The sequence below is a fragment of the Alphaproteobacteria bacterium genome, assembly GCA_041396705.1.
Lineage (GTDB): Bacteria > Pseudomonadota > Alphaproteobacteria > CALKHQ01 > CALKHQ01 > CALKHQ01.
This window is the reverse complement of record JAWKYB010000014.1, coordinates 146,673-160,105: the sequence shown is the minus strand read 5'-3', so window position 1 is coordinate 160,105 and position 13,433 is coordinate 146,673. Positions and strand designations below refer to the sequence as shown.

Below are 13,433 nucleotides of genomic sequence, written 5' to 3'. Positions count from 1 at the left end.
TTGCTCGTCGGTCCCGCGTCTACGGGCCGGTCAGATGAAATTGGCCAGCGACAGGCGCTGGACCCGCGACAGCGTCGTGTAGGACGCCTGCAGCTGCACCTCGGCGGCGTTCAGCTCGGCGATCACCTCGGCGGTGTCGATGTTCTCGATGTCGCCGATGATATTCTTGGTGAAATTGATGAACGATTCCTGGCGATCGCGGGTGTCTTCCAGCCGCTTGCTGTTCAGCGCCAGGTCGTTCTCGACCAGCTTGACCTCGTCCACCGCGGTGTTCAGCAGGCCCTGGGTGTCTTCCAGCACCTGCCGCTCGGCCGCGGTCACCGGATCGGAGAAGGTCAGGTTGGCCAGGGTGTCGAGCGCGCGGATGATCTTTTCGAAGCCGGCGTCGTCGGCGGTCACGCCGTAGCTGATCGACACGTTGGTATCGACGCGGATCTCCTGCACGACCGCATCGCCCTCGTACCAGCTGGTGTCGGCCGTCGTCGGCATCGGCGGTGCCGAGGGCGCGCTGTAGGTCCCGTTGTCGAGCTGCACCGGGCGGACGTCGATCCGGCCGCCGGCGAACAGATAGCGGGAATCGTCGCGGGTGTTCAGCAGATCGACGACCAGGTCGCGCATGTTCTCGGCCTGCCGCGGGATGGCGAGGTCGTTCTCGTAGAAACTCTTGCTGTCGCCGCTGCGCTGCGACAGCAGGCCGCGCATGTCGCGGGCGACCTCGCTGATCTGCTCGACGACCGTGTTCATAAGGGTGATGCGCTTGTCGAGCACGTCGATGTTGCGCATGTACTGCTCTGCGCGGGACAGCTGGGTTTCCACGGTCACCAGCCGGCGGGTGTCGCTGGCGATCGGCTGATAGCCGCGGCTGACCTTGCCGGTCGACAGCTGGTCCTGGCGGTCGTAGAGCGTCGCCTGGGTCTTCAGCGTCTGGGACAGGATCAGGGAGTGCTGGGCGTAGTTGCCGACGCGGATGGCCATGGCGGTTGTTCCCGGCTGGAGGGCTAGCGGCCGATGTTGGACAGAAGCTCGAGCATGTCGGAGGCGGCCTGCAGCACGCGTGCCGAGGCCTGATAGGCGTTCTCGAGCAGGATCATGTTCGACAGTTCCTCGTCGAGATTGACGCCGCTGGCCGAGGCGGCGCGCGTCACCAGCGTCTCCTGGTAGGACAGGCTGAAGGTCAGCTCGCGCTCGTTGTTGGCCGACAGGCTGACGGTGTAGGCCAGGATCGAGGCCGAATACTGCTCGAACGACATGTTGCTGGCGGGCAGGCCGCCGGCGGCGTCGAAGCTGTTGGTGCCGGCCAGCGTCTCGGCCAGCGCGGTCATCGCCGACCCGTCGCCGAGTGCGACCGCGACCGCGCCGACCGCCGCGCTCGCGCTGGTGGTCGCGCTGGCGACCAGGTTCGGGTCGGCGGCGATGTCGGAACGCACCGCGATCGAGCCCGCGACGGTCGCCGTCGAGGTCGGGCTCTTGGTGAAGAAGTCGTTCAGCCCGAAATAGTGCGAGGCGCCCCAGGTGGTGCCGCCGGAGTCGACGATGGCCGACGTGCCCTCGTTGATCGCGACCAGGTTGGAGCCGGCGGCGCTTACGGTCAGGTGGCCGTCGCTGTCGATCGCCATGGTGGCCGTCGCCGGGCTCAACGCAGTGTTGAAGGCGGAGACCATGGCCGTGACGTTGGCGTAGGTGCTGAGGTCGGCGCTGGTCCAGCTGCCGGCGACCGTGCCGGTGGAATCGACGATCTTGACGGTGAAGGTGCCGCTGGCGGAGGCGCCCAGCGTGTCGGTGCCGGCCACGGTGCGCGTGCCGGTCAGGCTGCTCGGCGGCGGCATGGCGGTGCCGGCGTTGTGCGCCGCGTTGACGGCGAAGAAGAACTCGGAGGCCAGTTCCTCGAGCTGGTTGTGGGTGTTGACCAGCGTGGTGTCGCGCAGCCGGATCAGCGCGCCGATCTTGCCGCCGGTGATCTCGCCGGTGATGTCGTTGGCTGCGATCTCCGAGCCGACATAGATGCCGTCGATGGTGCCGTTACCGGCGCTCGAGCCGCCGGATGCGTAGCTGATCGACGCCGTCATCGCGGTGACGCTGTCGTGGGTGACGCTGCGGGCGGGTCCGTCCAGCAGCGTGCGTCCGCCGGCGGTCAGGATCACCAACTCGCCGGAGCTGCGCGTGAAGGTGCGCACGTCCATCAGCTCGGCGATCTGGTCGACATAGCGGTCGCGCTCGTCGGACAGCTCGGCGCTGGAGCTGCCGAGCACGTTGTCCTTGGCGATCTGGCTGTTGAGCGACGAGACCTGCTGCAGCAGGTCGTTGAGCTGGTCGATGGCGTCGGCGATCTCGGTGTCGGCCTGCAGCCTGGCGTCCTGCACCGCGTCGTGGACGGTCTGGAAGTCGGCGGCGACGGCGCTCGCCTCGTTGACCAGGCCATAGCGCAGGTCGGCGCTTTCCGGCGACGCCGCCAGCGCCTCGGTCGCGTCGGCGAAGCGGCCGAGCGCATGGGCCAGCGAGTTGTCGTCGATCAGCGAACCGAAGCGGACCTCGATCTGCTGCAGATAGCGCTTGGTCGTCTCCAGGTCGCCGACCGTGGTGTTCTGGTCGCGCAGCTGGCTCTGGATCAGCGTGTCGACGCGCCGCTTGATGTCGGTGACATTCACGCCGACGCCGAGCCCGGCGACGGCGACCGAAGTCTGCTCGACATACTTGCGCGAATAGCCGGGTGTGTTGACGTTGGCGACGTTGTTCGACGTCACCTGCAGCCCGGCCTGGGCGGCGCCGAGGCCGGTCAGCGAGGTGCGCAACGCCAGGTAGATCGAGGACATGGCGGTCTCTCCGGTTCCTCGGCGGCCTAGAGCTGGCGATCCAGCGCGAGCGACAGGGCGCCGTTGCCGGCGGCGAACCCGCGCGTGCCATAGGCGTGGGACGCGGTGCGCTGCTCGCGCGCGGCATCGACGATGGCGGCGAGCACGCGCTCGTTGACCTGCCGGACCGCGCGGAGCGCCCGCTCGTTCTCGCTCGACGCATCGACCAGCCGCTTGCCCACCTTTTGCAGTGCCGCCCGCTCGCGGCCGGCCAGCGCGACGAACGCGGCGCCTTCGCCGGCGCTCAGTTCGCGCACGCATTTCTCGTAGGTTTCGGCCAGGGTCGCCTTCTCCACCTGCACCTCGGCGGCGCCCTTCAGGTTCATCTGCCGCAGGAAATCGGTCTCGCGCTGCAGGACGTCGGCCAGCCTCTCGGTGGTGTCGACCAACGTACCGACCAGCCCGGCGCGCATCGCGGGGGCCTGTGCGGGGGCGGCAGCCTGCCGCGACTGTACCATGGCGTTCATCGGGCATTCTCCTGGGCACGAAGTAATTCTGCGGTGACGGCGTCGGCGATGCCGAAGCCGCCGGATTCAGCGATCTGGTTGGCGTATTCGCGGCGCAGCAGCGACTGGAACATGCGCCCGCCGGTGCCGCCGCCGAACATCGGGTCCTCGTCGATCCCCTGGAACATGGTCTCGACGAACTCGCCGACGACGAAGGCCTCGAATTCCTGGGCGGACTTGCGGGCCGCCTCGACGTCGCCCGACGGCGCCTGCGGCCTCGGCGGTGCCGGCTGCAGGTTGACGAAGGACGTGGACCCGAGCGTGTCGATCATCGTTGCCTCCCTCAGCGGACCGTCAGGTCGGCCTGCAGCGCGCCGGCCGACTTGATCGCCTGCAGGATCGAGATCAGGTCGCGCGGGCCGACGCCCAGCGCGTTCAGCGAGTTGACCAGCTCCTGCAGCGACACGCCCTCGCCCAGCAGGGCCAGGCGGCGGTCGGCCCCGGTGTCGACGGCGATGTTCGTGCGCGGCACGACGACGGTCGTGCCCTCCTCGGCCAAGGGAGCCGGCTGGCTGACCTGCGGGTCCTCGGTGACGCGGATGGTCAGGTTGCCCTGCGCGATCGCCACGGTGCTGATGCGGACGTCCTGGCCGATGACGATGATGCCGGTCGCCTCGTCGACCACCACGCGCGCGGCCATGTCCGGCTCGATCAGCAGCTGCTCGATGTCGCCGATGAAGGAAACGATGTCGCCGCTGTAGCGGCCGGGCACGTCGGCGACGACGGTGCCGGGGTCGACCGCTGCGGCCAGGCCGTTGCCGGCGAAGGCGTTGATGGCGTCGGCGATGCGCAGCGCGGTGGTGAAATCCGGGTTGCGCAGCGCCATCCGCACCTCGAACACCTCGTTCATCGCGAACGCGACCTCGCGCTCGACGATGGCGCCGTTGGGGATGGCGCCGGAGGTGGGCACGCCCTGCACGATGGTTTCCGCCTGGCCGGCTGCGGCGAAGCCGCTGACCTGGATCGAACCCTGGCCGACGGCATAGACCTCGCCGTCGGCGCCCAGCAGCGGGGTGACCAGCAGCGCGCCGCCGCGCAGGCTGGAGGCATCGCCCAGAGAGCTGATCGACACGTCGATGCGGCTGCCCTGGCGGGCGAACGGCGGCAGGGTGGCGGTGACCATGACCGCCGCGATGTTGCGCGTGCGCAGATTCTCGCCGCGGACGTTGACGCCCAGCCGCTCCAGCATGCCGACCAGCGACTGCTCGGTGAAGGGCGAGTTCTGCAGCGTGTCGCCGGTGCCGTCCAGGCCGACCACGATGCCGTAGCCCACCAGCATGTTGTCGCGGACGCCCTCGAACGAGACGATGTCCTTGATCCGCACGGCGGCATGGGCGTGGTTGATGGCGGCGGCGAGGCCGGCGGCGATCAGCGTGGCCCAGGCGAGGAGGCGAATGGCTGCGAGCGGATGGAAGCGGCCGAGGGTGTGGAATAGTCTGCGTGTCATGACTGCCTGCGATTGAGCGCGTTCTGCGTGCCCGGATCGCCAGCGAACCGCGTGCCAGAGCGGAGCCTGGCGAAAAATTTCATCAAATCAGTAGGATAGGACTTTCGGCCGGTGGCGGCGGGCGCGGCGGTGGGCAAGCTTTGCCGGCCCGGTCCGGCAGGCTTTGCCGCATTAACCTCGGATAAACCATGGCCGGTGCAACTATTGCCGATGGAGAGCGTGTGAGCATGCGGGTCGAACGGACGGAAGCGCGGCGCGGCGTATCGGCGCCGAAGCGGGCCGCGGCGGCCGGCAGCGGTGCCGGCGGCGCCTTCGCCGCGGCGATCGGCCGTGCCGGCGCTTCGAGCGCGGCGGAGAGCGCGGCCGCCGTGTCGAACGTGGGCGCGCTCACCGGCATCGACGCGATGGTGGCGCTGCAGGCGGTGGACGGCGACCGTTCCGCCCGCCGGCGCGCCGTCGCCCGCGGCGAATCGATTCTCGACGAACTCGACGCCCTGCGCATCGCCCTGCTGACCGGTCAGCTGACGCTGGGCCAGATCCAGCGGCTGGTCTCGACCATCGCCGAGCAGCGCTCGCAGACCGACGATCCGCGGCTCAACGCCGTGCTCGACGAGATCGACCTGCGCGCGCAGGTCGAGCTGGCGAAGTACGATCGCAGGCCCTAGCGGCCGCCGCCTTCACGGGCAACCGATCGAGGCTTATCGAAAAAATGCCTCTAGATCAATGACCTGCCCCAGATCACCAACGTTTCCATGTGCTTGCGCCTGCCCCGACGCGTTGGTATATAGCGCGCCGTCGTCGTAGGCAGGGCGGTGAGGGAGTTGCGTCGGACATGGGCGATCGGATTCTACTCGACAGCCACTATCGTCCGTCCGAGGACGAGGACTTCATGAATGAGCGGCAGCTCGAGTATTTCCGGCAGAAGCTCCTGAAGTGGCGCCAAGAACTGCTGGAAGAATCGACCGAGACCATCCGTAGCCTGCAGCATGAGAGCCTCGCCGAGGCCGACCTGACCGACCGCGCCTCCAAGGAAACCGACCGCGCGCTCGAGCTGCGCACCCGCGACCGCCAGCGCAAGCTGATCGCCAAGATCGACGCCGCGCTGCGCCGGATCGACGACGGCAGCTACGGCTATTGCGAGATGACGCACGAGCCGATCGCGCTGCGGCGGCTGGAGGCCAGGCCGATCGCGACCATGAGCCTCGAGGCGCAGGAACTGCACGAGCGCCAGGAGCGGCTGCGCCGCGACGACTGAAAGGCGGCCAGCCCGCCTCAGTAGCCTTCCTTGCCGACCAACTCGTCGAACGGGATGCAGATGCGCGCCCGGTAGGCCGGCCGGTCGCACAGCCGCCGGTACCAGGCTTCCAGATGCGGCATCGGCGGGCGATCGATCGCCATCGCGAACCAGCGATAGAGCGTCATCCCGGCCGGAATGTCGCCCACGGTCAGGGCGTCGCCGGCGACGAAGGGGCGGTGCGCCAGGTGCCGGTCCAGCATCTCCATCCGCTCCGCCGTGGCCGCGCGCAGCCGCTCGATCAGCGCGTTGTCGCGTTTCGCCGGCGGCGTCCGCACCAGCCGCCAGAACAGCGCGATCCAGTCCGGATAGAGGCGGGCGGCGGTCCAGGCCATCCACTGGTCGGCGGCCGCCCGCGCCGCGGGGTCCTGCGGCCATAGCGTACCGGCGCCGTAGCGCGCGGCCAGGTAGCGCACGATCGCCTCGCTCTCCCATACCACCGTAGCGCCGTCGCGCAGCGTCGGGATCCTGCCGTGCGGGTTCATCGCCAGATAGGCCGGGTCGTCCAGCCCGCCGAAATCGCCGCCCGCATCGATTCGGCGATAGCACAGGCCGAGCTCTTCGAGGGCCCATATCGCCTTCTGCACGTTGCACGACGATGCGCGCCCCCACAGCACGATGGGTGGGTTGCGCGCGCCCGCCGCGGCTTCCGCCGCTTCTCGCATCGTCGTCATGGCGCCCATGATAGAGACCGGCGAGCCGGCCGGCCAGCCGATGCGGGCCGGCGCGATCCGCAGCGCGGCCGGTCGCCGGCAATGGGCCGCGACCATAGGAAAGTCGCATTGGGCGTGGTCTAATCCACGGGCATTGCGATGGACGACGGACGAGGGGAATTGGAATGAAACACATTGCCTGTTGGACGGCCGCCTGCGGCATCGTCTCCGCCGCCTCTGCGGCCCATGCCCTGACGCCGCAGGAGGTTGCACCCCTGCTGCAGCAGATTCCGCCGGAATTTCTCACCTTCGACAGCCAGACGATCGACGCGCAGGGAAGGCTGGTGCTGACCGGCATCCGCCTCAGCGTCCCCGAATTCGGCACGATCTCGGCCGACAGCCTGACGGTTGCCGACATCGACATCGACGGGCTGATGGGCGGCGAGCCGCTGGCAGTCGATATTGCCGTCGCCGGGCTGACGCTGTCGCGCAACAGCTACATCGCCGATTTCCCGTGGCCCTTCGCCGACGACGTCGTCACCGGCGACGTCGCGTTCGCCTACCGTGTCGACGACGGGCGGCCCGGTACGATCGCCGGGTCCGGTTCGATCGATTTCGGCGCCAACGGCAGCATCGTCGTCACCGTCGACCTCGCCGAGCCGGACTGGTATCCCGACCCGACCGGCGATCGCCGGCTGCCGGAGGTGGGCCAGCGCGTGCTGCCGCGCTCGGTGTCCCTGTCGGTCCGGGATTTCGTCTACCGCGGCAGCGTGTTGACGGCGCTGAGCGAGGGCCTGTGGCAGGCCGGCGACATGACGCTCGATCTCGACGCATCGTTCACGGTATCGCCCACCGACGGCGCGCTCAGGCTGGGGGTGGACCTGCAGTCGAATCTGGCGCAGGCGACGCTCGCCGCCGCAGGCGCTTTCGGCACCGAGCTGCGCGAGGCGTTCGGCCCGGACATGCGCAGCGGCGAAAGCTTCTTCGACTTCATCGAATGGTCGGCGGCATCGCTGAGCTATCGGGACGCCGGTCTTGCCGACGCCGTGCTGGCGATCGCGATGGGGCAGGCGCGCGTGCCGACCTTCGAGCTGCTGGCCGACGGGCTGGCCGAGATGGGCGATGCGGCACGCACGGTCGGCGGCAACGGCACCGCGGCCGACGCGATCGCGCAGATCCGGCGGATGATGCTCAATTTCGGCCGCTATGATGGCGACCGGGTGAGCGTTTCCGTGCAGCCCGTAGTGCCGGTGTCGTTCGCGACCCTGGGCGATGTCCGGGTCGATCCCGAGCACGGCCTGCATCCCGACGACATGATGGCCCTGCTGCGCGCCCGGCTGATCTACAGCCCGCAGTGACGCGCGGCCGAAACGAGAAGGCCCGGCGCATCGGTGCCGGGCCTCTCGCGTCGACTGTGGAACGGCGGCTCAGAAGGGCATGATGATGTCGAACAGCTGCTCGCCGTAGCGCGGCTGCTGGACGTCGGTGATCTGGCCGCGGCCGCCGTAGGAGATGCGCGCCTCGGCGATCTGGTCGTACTTGACCGTGTTGTCGGCGCGGATGTCCTCCGGCCGGATCACGCCGCTCATGATCAGCTCGCGCAGCTCGAAGTTGACCCGGACCTCCTGCCGGCCCTGGATCACCAGCGTGCCGTTGGGCAGCACCTGTGTCACCAGCGCGGCGACACGCAGCGAGATCTGCTCGCCGCGGTCCACCGTGCCGCTGCCGCTGGTGCCCGATGTCGACCCGAAGCGCGCCAGGTCGCTGGCGTCGACCGTCTCCGGGAACACGTCGTTGAGGTCGGCCTCGTAGCCGAACAGGGCGTCGAGCGTCGCGTCCTCGGCGCTGGTGCGGCTGCGCGAGCTCGAGTTGTTGATCGCCGCACTGTCGTCGATCTCGATCAGCACGGTCAGGATATCGCCGACGCGTCCGGCGCGCTGGTCGCGGAAGAAGGCGCGCGAACCGGGCCGCCACAGCGACGCCGCCTGCCGCTCGACCGGCTCCGGCGCCGGCATCGGCAGCGCCACCGGCTGGTAGCCCGGCTCCAGGGTCGGGCTGGTGATCGGCGTCATCTCGGGCGCCTGGCCGATCTCGGAGATGCGGGTGGCGGCGCCGCAACCGGCCAGCATCAGCACCAGGCCGGCGGCGCCGGCCATGCGCAGAAGGGTGCGTGCGGGGAGGTTATCGAACATGGATTTCTTTCCTTCGGGTGAGCTTTTGCGCACGGTCTGCACGCGGGGTTAGCCGTTGCTGGCCTGGATGACGGTGGCGGCGGACGGCGCCTGGACGCGCACGACGCCGGGTGCCTCGACCGTCGCATCGACGGTGCGGGACGACTGGGTGTTGACGACACGGATGGCCTCGCCGACCACGCCGTCCTCGAGCGCGCGGGCCTGTGCGGTCAGCGTCAGCGAGCCGGTTTCCAGCACCATGGTCACGATCTCGCCGCGGCGCACCGCGACCGGCGGCGTGACGTCGGCCTCGGTGATCGGCTGGTTGGGCGACAGCGCCCGGCGGGCGGTCTGCCCGACCAGACGCTCGGCATCGAGCAGCACGTTGGACGGCATCCGGTCGGCGTCGACCTCCATCCACTGCACGTCGGCGGCGCCGATGACGTCGTTGCGGGCGAGCGGTCGCACCAGCACCGGCGCCAGCACCACCGAGCGCAGCCGGCCGCTGGCCCGCAGGCTGGTCGCGTATGCGGTGCCAGGCGCGATATCGACGATCGCGCTGAAACGCTGGCTGCGCGGATCGTAGGCGACGTCGCGCGCATTCAGCTCCAGGGTGACGTCGACAGGCAGGTAGCGGGTGGCGATGCCGGAATCGAACGCGATCTGCGTGTGATCCGGGTTGAACTGCGGTCCGACCCGCGTGGCGAGCGCGGACAGCAGCACCGGCTCCAGCACGTCGAGGCCGACCGCCTGGGCGGCGCGTCGCACGATGATCCGGTCCAGGCCGTTGCCCGGCGCCCAGTCCAGGTCGAAGCCAAGCGCAACCCGATGCAGGAAGTTGGGCCCGATCTCGACCGCACGGCCCGGCTCGGGCGCATAGAACACGGCCTCGCCGGCGGCATCGCCGGCATCGATGAACAGGTCGCCGACCGTGACGATCGCGCCGGTCACCTCGACCTGGCTGCGCGGCTCGGCGGCAAGGGCCTCTGCGCCGGCGGCGGCCAGGGCGAGGGCGGCGAAGGCGAGAATGGCGCGCATGGTCATCACCGCAGCCTGTTCACGGTCGACAGCATCTCGTCCGACGCCTGGATCACCTTGGAATTCATCTCGTAGGCGCGCTGGGCGTTGATCAGGTTGGTGATCTCCTGGACCACGTTGACGTTGGAGGTCTCGAGGAAGCCCTGCACGATGGTGCCGAACCCGGCCGAGCCCGGCGACGAGGTGGTGGCGGCGCCGGATGCCGGCGTCTCGCGGAAGAAGTTGCTGCCTATCGATTCGAGCCCGGCCTCGTTGGCGAAGCGCGCCAGCTGGATCTGGCCCACATTCTGTGGGTCGACCTGGCCGTCCAGGTTGACCAGCACCTCGCCGCTGGTGTTGATCGCGATCGCGGTGGCGTCCGCCGGGATCACGATCGACGGCGACAGGCGATAGCCGTCGGCGGTGACGATCTCGCCGTCGGCGCTGAGCTGGAACGAGCCGGCGCGACTGTAGGCGGTGTCGCCGCTGGGCAGCTCGATCTGGAAATAGCCGTCGCCGGAGATCGCCAGGTCGAGCGGATTGTCGGTCACCGCCATGTTGCCCTGCTCGGAGATCCGGTAGACCGCCGCGGTGCGCACGCCGAGGCCGACCTGGACGCCGGCCGGCACGATCGTGCCGATGTCCGACGAGGTCGAGCCGACCGGCCGGTTGTTCTGGTACAACAGGTCCTGGAACTCCGCCCGGCGCTTCTTGAAGCCGGTGGTGTTCATGTTGGCGATGTTGTTCGAGATCACCTCGACGTTGAGCTGCTGGGCCAGCATGCCCGTCGCCGCGATGCTGAGGGAACGCATGATCGGGCTCTCCTTTAGGCGGACTTCGCCAGGGTGGTGATCGCCTTCTGCTGGCGCTGATGCTCGTTGTCGAGCGCCTGGGCGAGCATCTGGTAGGCGCGCGAGACCTCGATCATCGTGGACATCTCGAGGATCGGCGACACGTTGGATTCCTCGACCGTGCCCTGCGCCACCTGCGGGCTGGTCACCGGAACCGGCTGCGCGGTGGTGGCGGTGTAGAGGCCGTTGCCGGCGCGATCCATCGTCATCGGGTCTTCGAAGCGCACCACCTGCAGGCGCGCGACCACGCCGTCCGGCGTGCTGATCGTGCCGTCGCCGGCGATCGAGATGGCGCTGGCGTCGGCGATCTGGATCGGGCCGCCGCCGCTGCCGAGCACCGGCATGCCGTTGCTGGTGACCAGCGTGCCGTTGGGATCCAGCCCGAAGCGGCCGTTGCGGGTATAGGCGACGCCGTCGGCGGTCTGCACCGCGAACAGGCCTTCGCCATTGATGCCGACGTCGAGCGGGTTGCCGGTCGGGGTCAGCGTGCCGGCCGAGAAATCCACATAGGACGCATAGGGCTGCACGAACGACATCGGCCCCATGTCGTCGACCGACTGGTCGGGCACGTTCTCGACCATCTCGGTGAACACCAGGCGCTCGGCCTTGTAGCCGACGGTGTTCATGTTGGCGATGTTGTTGGCCAGGATGTCCATCTGATGGCGCAGCGCCATCTGTCCGGACAGGGCAACGAATGACGGATTCTCCATCGCGGCTTCTGCTCCTAGGGATCGGTTCGGCGCGGCCTGCCGGGCCCACGCTTCGTGCTGGCCACAGACGGTGCAGTGGGCGTGCCAGAGCAGTGAATTGCGCAATTTCAATAACTTAGACGAAAAATCGCGCGGTCGGCGGGCGGCGCGGACGGCCCACTGGGCAATGGTTGCCGGGTGATTTCTTCCGGCCCGGTCCGCGGCCGGCGCTTCAACAGGATGTTAACCCTAGCGGTCGTAGCGTCCGGCCAGGCGGCCAAGGGCCGCGCACGCAATTCCAGGAAAGTTGGCGATGGCTGAACAGACCGTGGACCAGGCCGAAGGCGCAGACGCGCCGGCCAAGAAGAAGAAGCTCAGCGGCAAGAAGATCGTGATGTTCGCAGGCCCGGTGGTGCTGCTTGTCGGCCTCTACATGTCGGGCATGCTCGATTCCGTTCTCGGCGGCGGCGAGGAGGAAGCCGGTCACGGCGAGGGCGAGGCGGCGGTCGAGGAGCACGGGCCCGAGATCTCGGGCGAGCACGGCGCCGAGATGTTCTATCTCGAGATGCCGGAGATGACGGTCAACCTGCGTTCGAACAACCAGCGCCCGACCTATCTCATGCTCGAGATCACGCTGGAGCTGTCGTCGGAAGAGGCGATCGCCGAGGTCGAGCACGTGCTGCCGCGGGTCATCGACCAGTTCCAGACCCATCTGCGCGAGCTGCACGCGGCCGACCTGGAAGGCTCTGCCGCGGTGTTCCGGCTGCGCGAGGAACTGCTGTTCCGCGTCAACGAGGCGATCGCGCCGGCGCGCGTCCACGACATCCTGTTTGAATCGATGCTGGTACAAGGCTGATCGATGGCGCCCGAAGACGAGATGACCGATGATGCCGATGCCCTCGCCGCCGAATGGGAGGCGATGGCAGGCGGTGACGACGAAGAAGACGCATTCGACGCTGCCGGAGACCCCGGCGACGAGGAATTGGCCGCCGGCGGGTCCGAACGCGTCCTCGATCAGGACGAGATCGACAGCCTGCTCGGCTTCGGCGACGAGGCCGGCAGCTCGGAGAGCTCCGGCGTCCGCGCGATCATCAACTCGGCGCTGGTCTCGTACGAGCGCTTGCCGATGCTGGAGGTGGTGTTCGACCGGCTGGTCCGGATGATGACCACCACCATGCGCAATTTCACGTCGGACAACGTCGAGGTTTCGCTGGACAACATCACCTCGATCCGGTTCGGCGACTATCTGAATTCGATCCCGCTTCCGGCGATGCTGACGGTGTTCAAGGCCGACGAGTGGGACAACTACGGCCTGCTGGTCGTCGATTCCTCGCTGATCTATTCGATCGTCGACGTGCTGCTCGGCGGCCGTCGCGGCACCGCGGCGATGGCGATCGAGGGCCGGCCCTACACCACGATCGAGCGGCGGCTGGTCGAGCGGATGGTCAATGTCGTCCTGCGCGACATGGAGGCGGCGTTCGAGCCGCTGAGCCCGGTCAAGTTCCTGTTTGACCGGCTGGAGACCAACCCGCGCTTTGCCACCATCGCGCGGCCCGCCAATGCAGCGGTGCTCGCCCGCCTGCGCGTCGACATGGAGGACCGCGGCGGCCGCATGGAGATGCTGCTGCCCTATGCCACGCTGGAGCCGGTGCGCGAGCTGCTGCTGCAGATGTTCATGGGCGAGAAGTTCGGCCGTGACTCGATCTGGGAGACGCACCTGGCCACCGAGCTGTGGCACACCGACGTCAACGTGATGGCCGTGCTCGACGAGCAGATCCTGAACCTGTCCGACGTGCTGAAGTGGCAGGTCGGCAGCCAGCTGACGCTGAACGCGTCGCCGTCCAGCGACGTCGAGCTGCGCTTCGGCGAGATCTCCATGTTCAACGGCAAGATGGGCCGTAAGGGCCGCAACATCGCGGTCAAGATCGACGAACGCATCCAGAAGGCGAGCTGAGC

General features: G+C 68.5%; 15 protein-coding genes. 5 read left to right on the top strand and 10 right to left on the bottom strand.

The window, feature by feature from the left end:
- Positions 1–30 precede the first annotated feature (30 nt).
- Genes R3F55_19665 through R3F55_19645 form a run of 5 tightly spaced genes read right to left on the bottom strand, consistent with a single transcriptional unit; the run spans position 31 to position 4,802 of the window.
- Positions 31–975: a flagellin gene (locus R3F55_19665; GenBank protein MEZ5669613.1), complete on the bottom strand. Its 945-nt coding sequence runs from the start codon at positions 973–975 to the stop codon at positions 31–33.
- A gap of 23 nt (positions 976–998) precedes the next feature.
- Entirely contained in the window at positions 999–2,810 is a 1,812-nt protein-coding gene (gene flgK, locus R3F55_19660) for a flagellar hook-associated protein FlgK (GenBank protein MEZ5669612.1), read from the bottom strand.
- Positions 2,811–2,836: 26 nt separating this feature from the next.
- Complete coding sequence (locus tag R3F55_19655) at positions 2,837–3,262, bottom strand: hypothetical protein (GenBank protein ID MEZ5669611.1); 426 nt, start codon at positions 3,260–3,262, stop codon at positions 2,837–2,839.
- Positions 3,263–3,312: 50 nt separating this feature from the next.
- A complete protein-coding gene (locus R3F55_19650; protein ID MEZ5669610.1) occupies positions 3,313–3,627 on the bottom strand; it encodes a rod-binding protein in 315 nt (104 codons plus the stop codon).
- Between the two features lie 11 nt (positions 3,628–3,638).
- Positions 3,639–4,802, bottom strand: a complete 1,164-nt coding sequence (locus R3F55_19645; GenBank protein ID MEZ5669609.1) for a flagellar basal body P-ring protein FlgI — start codon at positions 4,800–4,802, stop codon at positions 3,639–3,641.
- Between the two features lie 227 nt (positions 4,803–5,029).
- On the opposite strand from R3F55_19645, the gene R3F55_19640 reads away from it, so the two are divergent.
- Positions 5,030–5,467: a flagellar assembly protein FliX gene (locus R3F55_19640; protein ID MEZ5669608.1), complete on the top strand. Its 438-nt coding sequence runs from the start codon at positions 5,030–5,032 to the stop codon at positions 5,465–5,467.
- Between the two features lie 167 nt (positions 5,468–5,634).
- Entirely contained in the window at positions 5,635–6,057 is a 423-nt protein-coding gene (dksA, locus tag R3F55_19635; GenBank protein MEZ5669607.1) for an RNA polymerase-binding protein DksA, read from the top strand.
- 17 nt (positions 6,058–6,074) lie between these two features.
- Here the strand turns inward: dksA and R3F55_19630 are convergent, their stop codons facing one another.
- Positions 6,075–6,770, bottom strand: a complete 696-nt coding sequence (locus tag R3F55_19630) for a glutathione S-transferase (protein ID MEZ5669606.1) — start codon at positions 6,768–6,770, stop codon at positions 6,075–6,077.
- Positions 6,771–6,934: 164 nt separating this feature from the next.
- Between R3F55_19630 and R3F55_19625 the strand changes: the two genes are divergently transcribed.
- Positions 6,935–8,107, top strand: coding sequence for a hypothetical protein (locus R3F55_19625; GenBank protein ID MEZ5669605.1), 1,173 nt, complete (start codon positions 6,935–6,937; stop codon positions 8,105–8,107).
- Positions 8,108–8,176: 69 nt separating this feature from the next.
- Here the strand turns inward: R3F55_19625 and flgH are convergent, their stop codons facing one another.
- From flgH to flgF, 4 genes are read right to left on the bottom strand one after another with little or no spacing between them, the layout of a single operon-like run.
- Positions 8,177–8,941 carry a flagellar basal body L-ring protein FlgH gene (flgH, locus tag R3F55_19620; GenBank protein ID MEZ5669604.1) on the bottom strand — a complete coding sequence of 255 codons (765 nt, stop codon included), beginning with the start codon at positions 8,939–8,941 and terminating at the stop codon, positions 8,177–8,179.
- A 48-nt stretch (positions 8,942–8,989) separates the two neighbouring features.
- Positions 8,990–9,964 (bottom strand): flagellar basal body P-ring formation chaperone FlgA, encoded by a 975-nt coding sequence (gene flgA / locus R3F55_19615; protein MEZ5669603.1) that lies wholly within the window; start codon positions 9,962–9,964, stop codon positions 8,990–8,992.
- Positions 9,964–10,749, bottom strand: coding sequence for a flagellar basal-body rod protein FlgG (flgG, locus tag R3F55_19610; protein ID MEZ5669602.1), 786 nt, complete (start codon positions 10,747–10,749; stop codon positions 9,964–9,966). Before flgG ends, flgA begins: the two co-directional genes overlap by 1 nt.
- 14 nt (positions 10,750–10,763) lie before the next feature.
- Positions 10,764–11,498, bottom strand: coding sequence for a flagellar basal-body rod protein FlgF (gene flgF, locus R3F55_19605; protein MEZ5669601.1), 735 nt, complete (start codon positions 11,496–11,498; stop codon positions 10,764–10,766).
- Positions 11,499–11,790: 292 nt separating this feature from the next.
- On the opposite strand from flgF, the gene R3F55_19600 reads away from it, so the two are divergent.
- Together R3F55_19600 and fliM are read left to right on the top strand one after the other, a co-directional pair.
- Positions 11,791–12,333, top strand: coding sequence for a flagellar basal body-associated FliL family protein (locus R3F55_19600; protein MEZ5669600.1), 543 nt, complete (start codon positions 11,791–11,793; stop codon positions 12,331–12,333).
- Between the two features lie 21 nt (positions 12,334–12,354).
- Positions 12,355–13,431 (top strand): flagellar motor switch protein FliM, encoded by a 1,077-nt coding sequence (gene fliM / locus R3F55_19595; protein ID MEZ5669599.1) that lies wholly within the window; start codon positions 12,355–12,357, stop codon positions 13,429–13,431.
- Positions 13,432–13,433: the final 2 nt, after the last annotated feature.

Bases quoted from the DNA above. Each gene is read 5' to 3' on its own strand.
- R3F55_19600 (MEZ5669600.1), top strand. From the start codon at position 11,791: ATGGCTGAACAGACCGTGGACCAGGCCGAAGGCGCAGACGCGCCGGCC.
- R3F55_19665 (MEZ5669613.1), bottom strand. From the start codon at position 975: ATGGCCATCCGCGTCGGCAACTACGCCCAGCACTCCCTGATCCTGTCC.
- flgK (MEZ5669612.1), bottom strand. From the start codon at position 2,810: ATGTCCTCGATCTACCTGGCGTTGCGCACCTCGCTGACCGGCCTCGGC.
- flgG (MEZ5669602.1), bottom strand. From the start codon at position 10,749: ATGCGTTCCCTCAGCATCGCGGCGACGGGCATGCTGGCCCAGCAGCTC.
- dksA (MEZ5669607.1), top strand. From the start codon at position 5,635: ATGGGCGATCGGATTCTACTCGACAGCCACTATCGTCCGTCCGAGGAC.
- R3F55_19645 (MEZ5669609.1), bottom strand. From the start codon at position 4,802: ATGACACGCAGACTATTCCACACCCTCGGCCGCTTCCATCCGCTCGCA.
- R3F55_19625 (MEZ5669605.1), top strand. From the start codon at position 6,935: ATGAAACACATTGCCTGTTGGACGGCCGCCTGCGGCATCGTCTCCGCC.
- flgF (MEZ5669601.1), bottom strand. From the start codon at position 11,498: ATGGAGAATCCGTCATTCGTTGCCCTGTCCGGACAGATGGCGCTGCGC.
- R3F55_19650 (MEZ5669610.1), bottom strand. From the start codon at position 3,627: ATGATCGACACGCTCGGGTCCACGTCCTTCGTCAACCTGCAGCCGGCA.
- R3F55_19640 (MEZ5669608.1), top strand. From the start codon at position 5,030: ATGCGGGTCGAACGGACGGAAGCGCGGCGCGGCGTATCGGCGCCGAAG.
- R3F55_19655 (MEZ5669611.1), bottom strand. From the start codon at position 3,262: ATGCGCGCCGGGCTGGTCGGTACGTTGGTCGACACCACCGAGAGGCTG.
- fliM (MEZ5669599.1), top strand. From the start codon at position 12,355: ATGACCGATGATGCCGATGCCCTCGCCGCCGAATGGGAGGCGATGGCA.
- flgA (MEZ5669603.1), bottom strand. From the start codon at position 9,964: ATGACCATGCGCGCCATTCTCGCCTTCGCCGCCCTCGCCCTGGCCGCC.
- R3F55_19630 (MEZ5669606.1), bottom strand. From the start codon at position 6,770: ATGACGACGATGCGAGAAGCGGCGGAAGCCGCGGCGGGCGCGCGCAAC.
- flgH (MEZ5669604.1), bottom strand. From the start codon at position 8,941: ATGTTCGATAACCTCCCCGCACGCACCCTTCTGCGCATGGCCGGCGCC.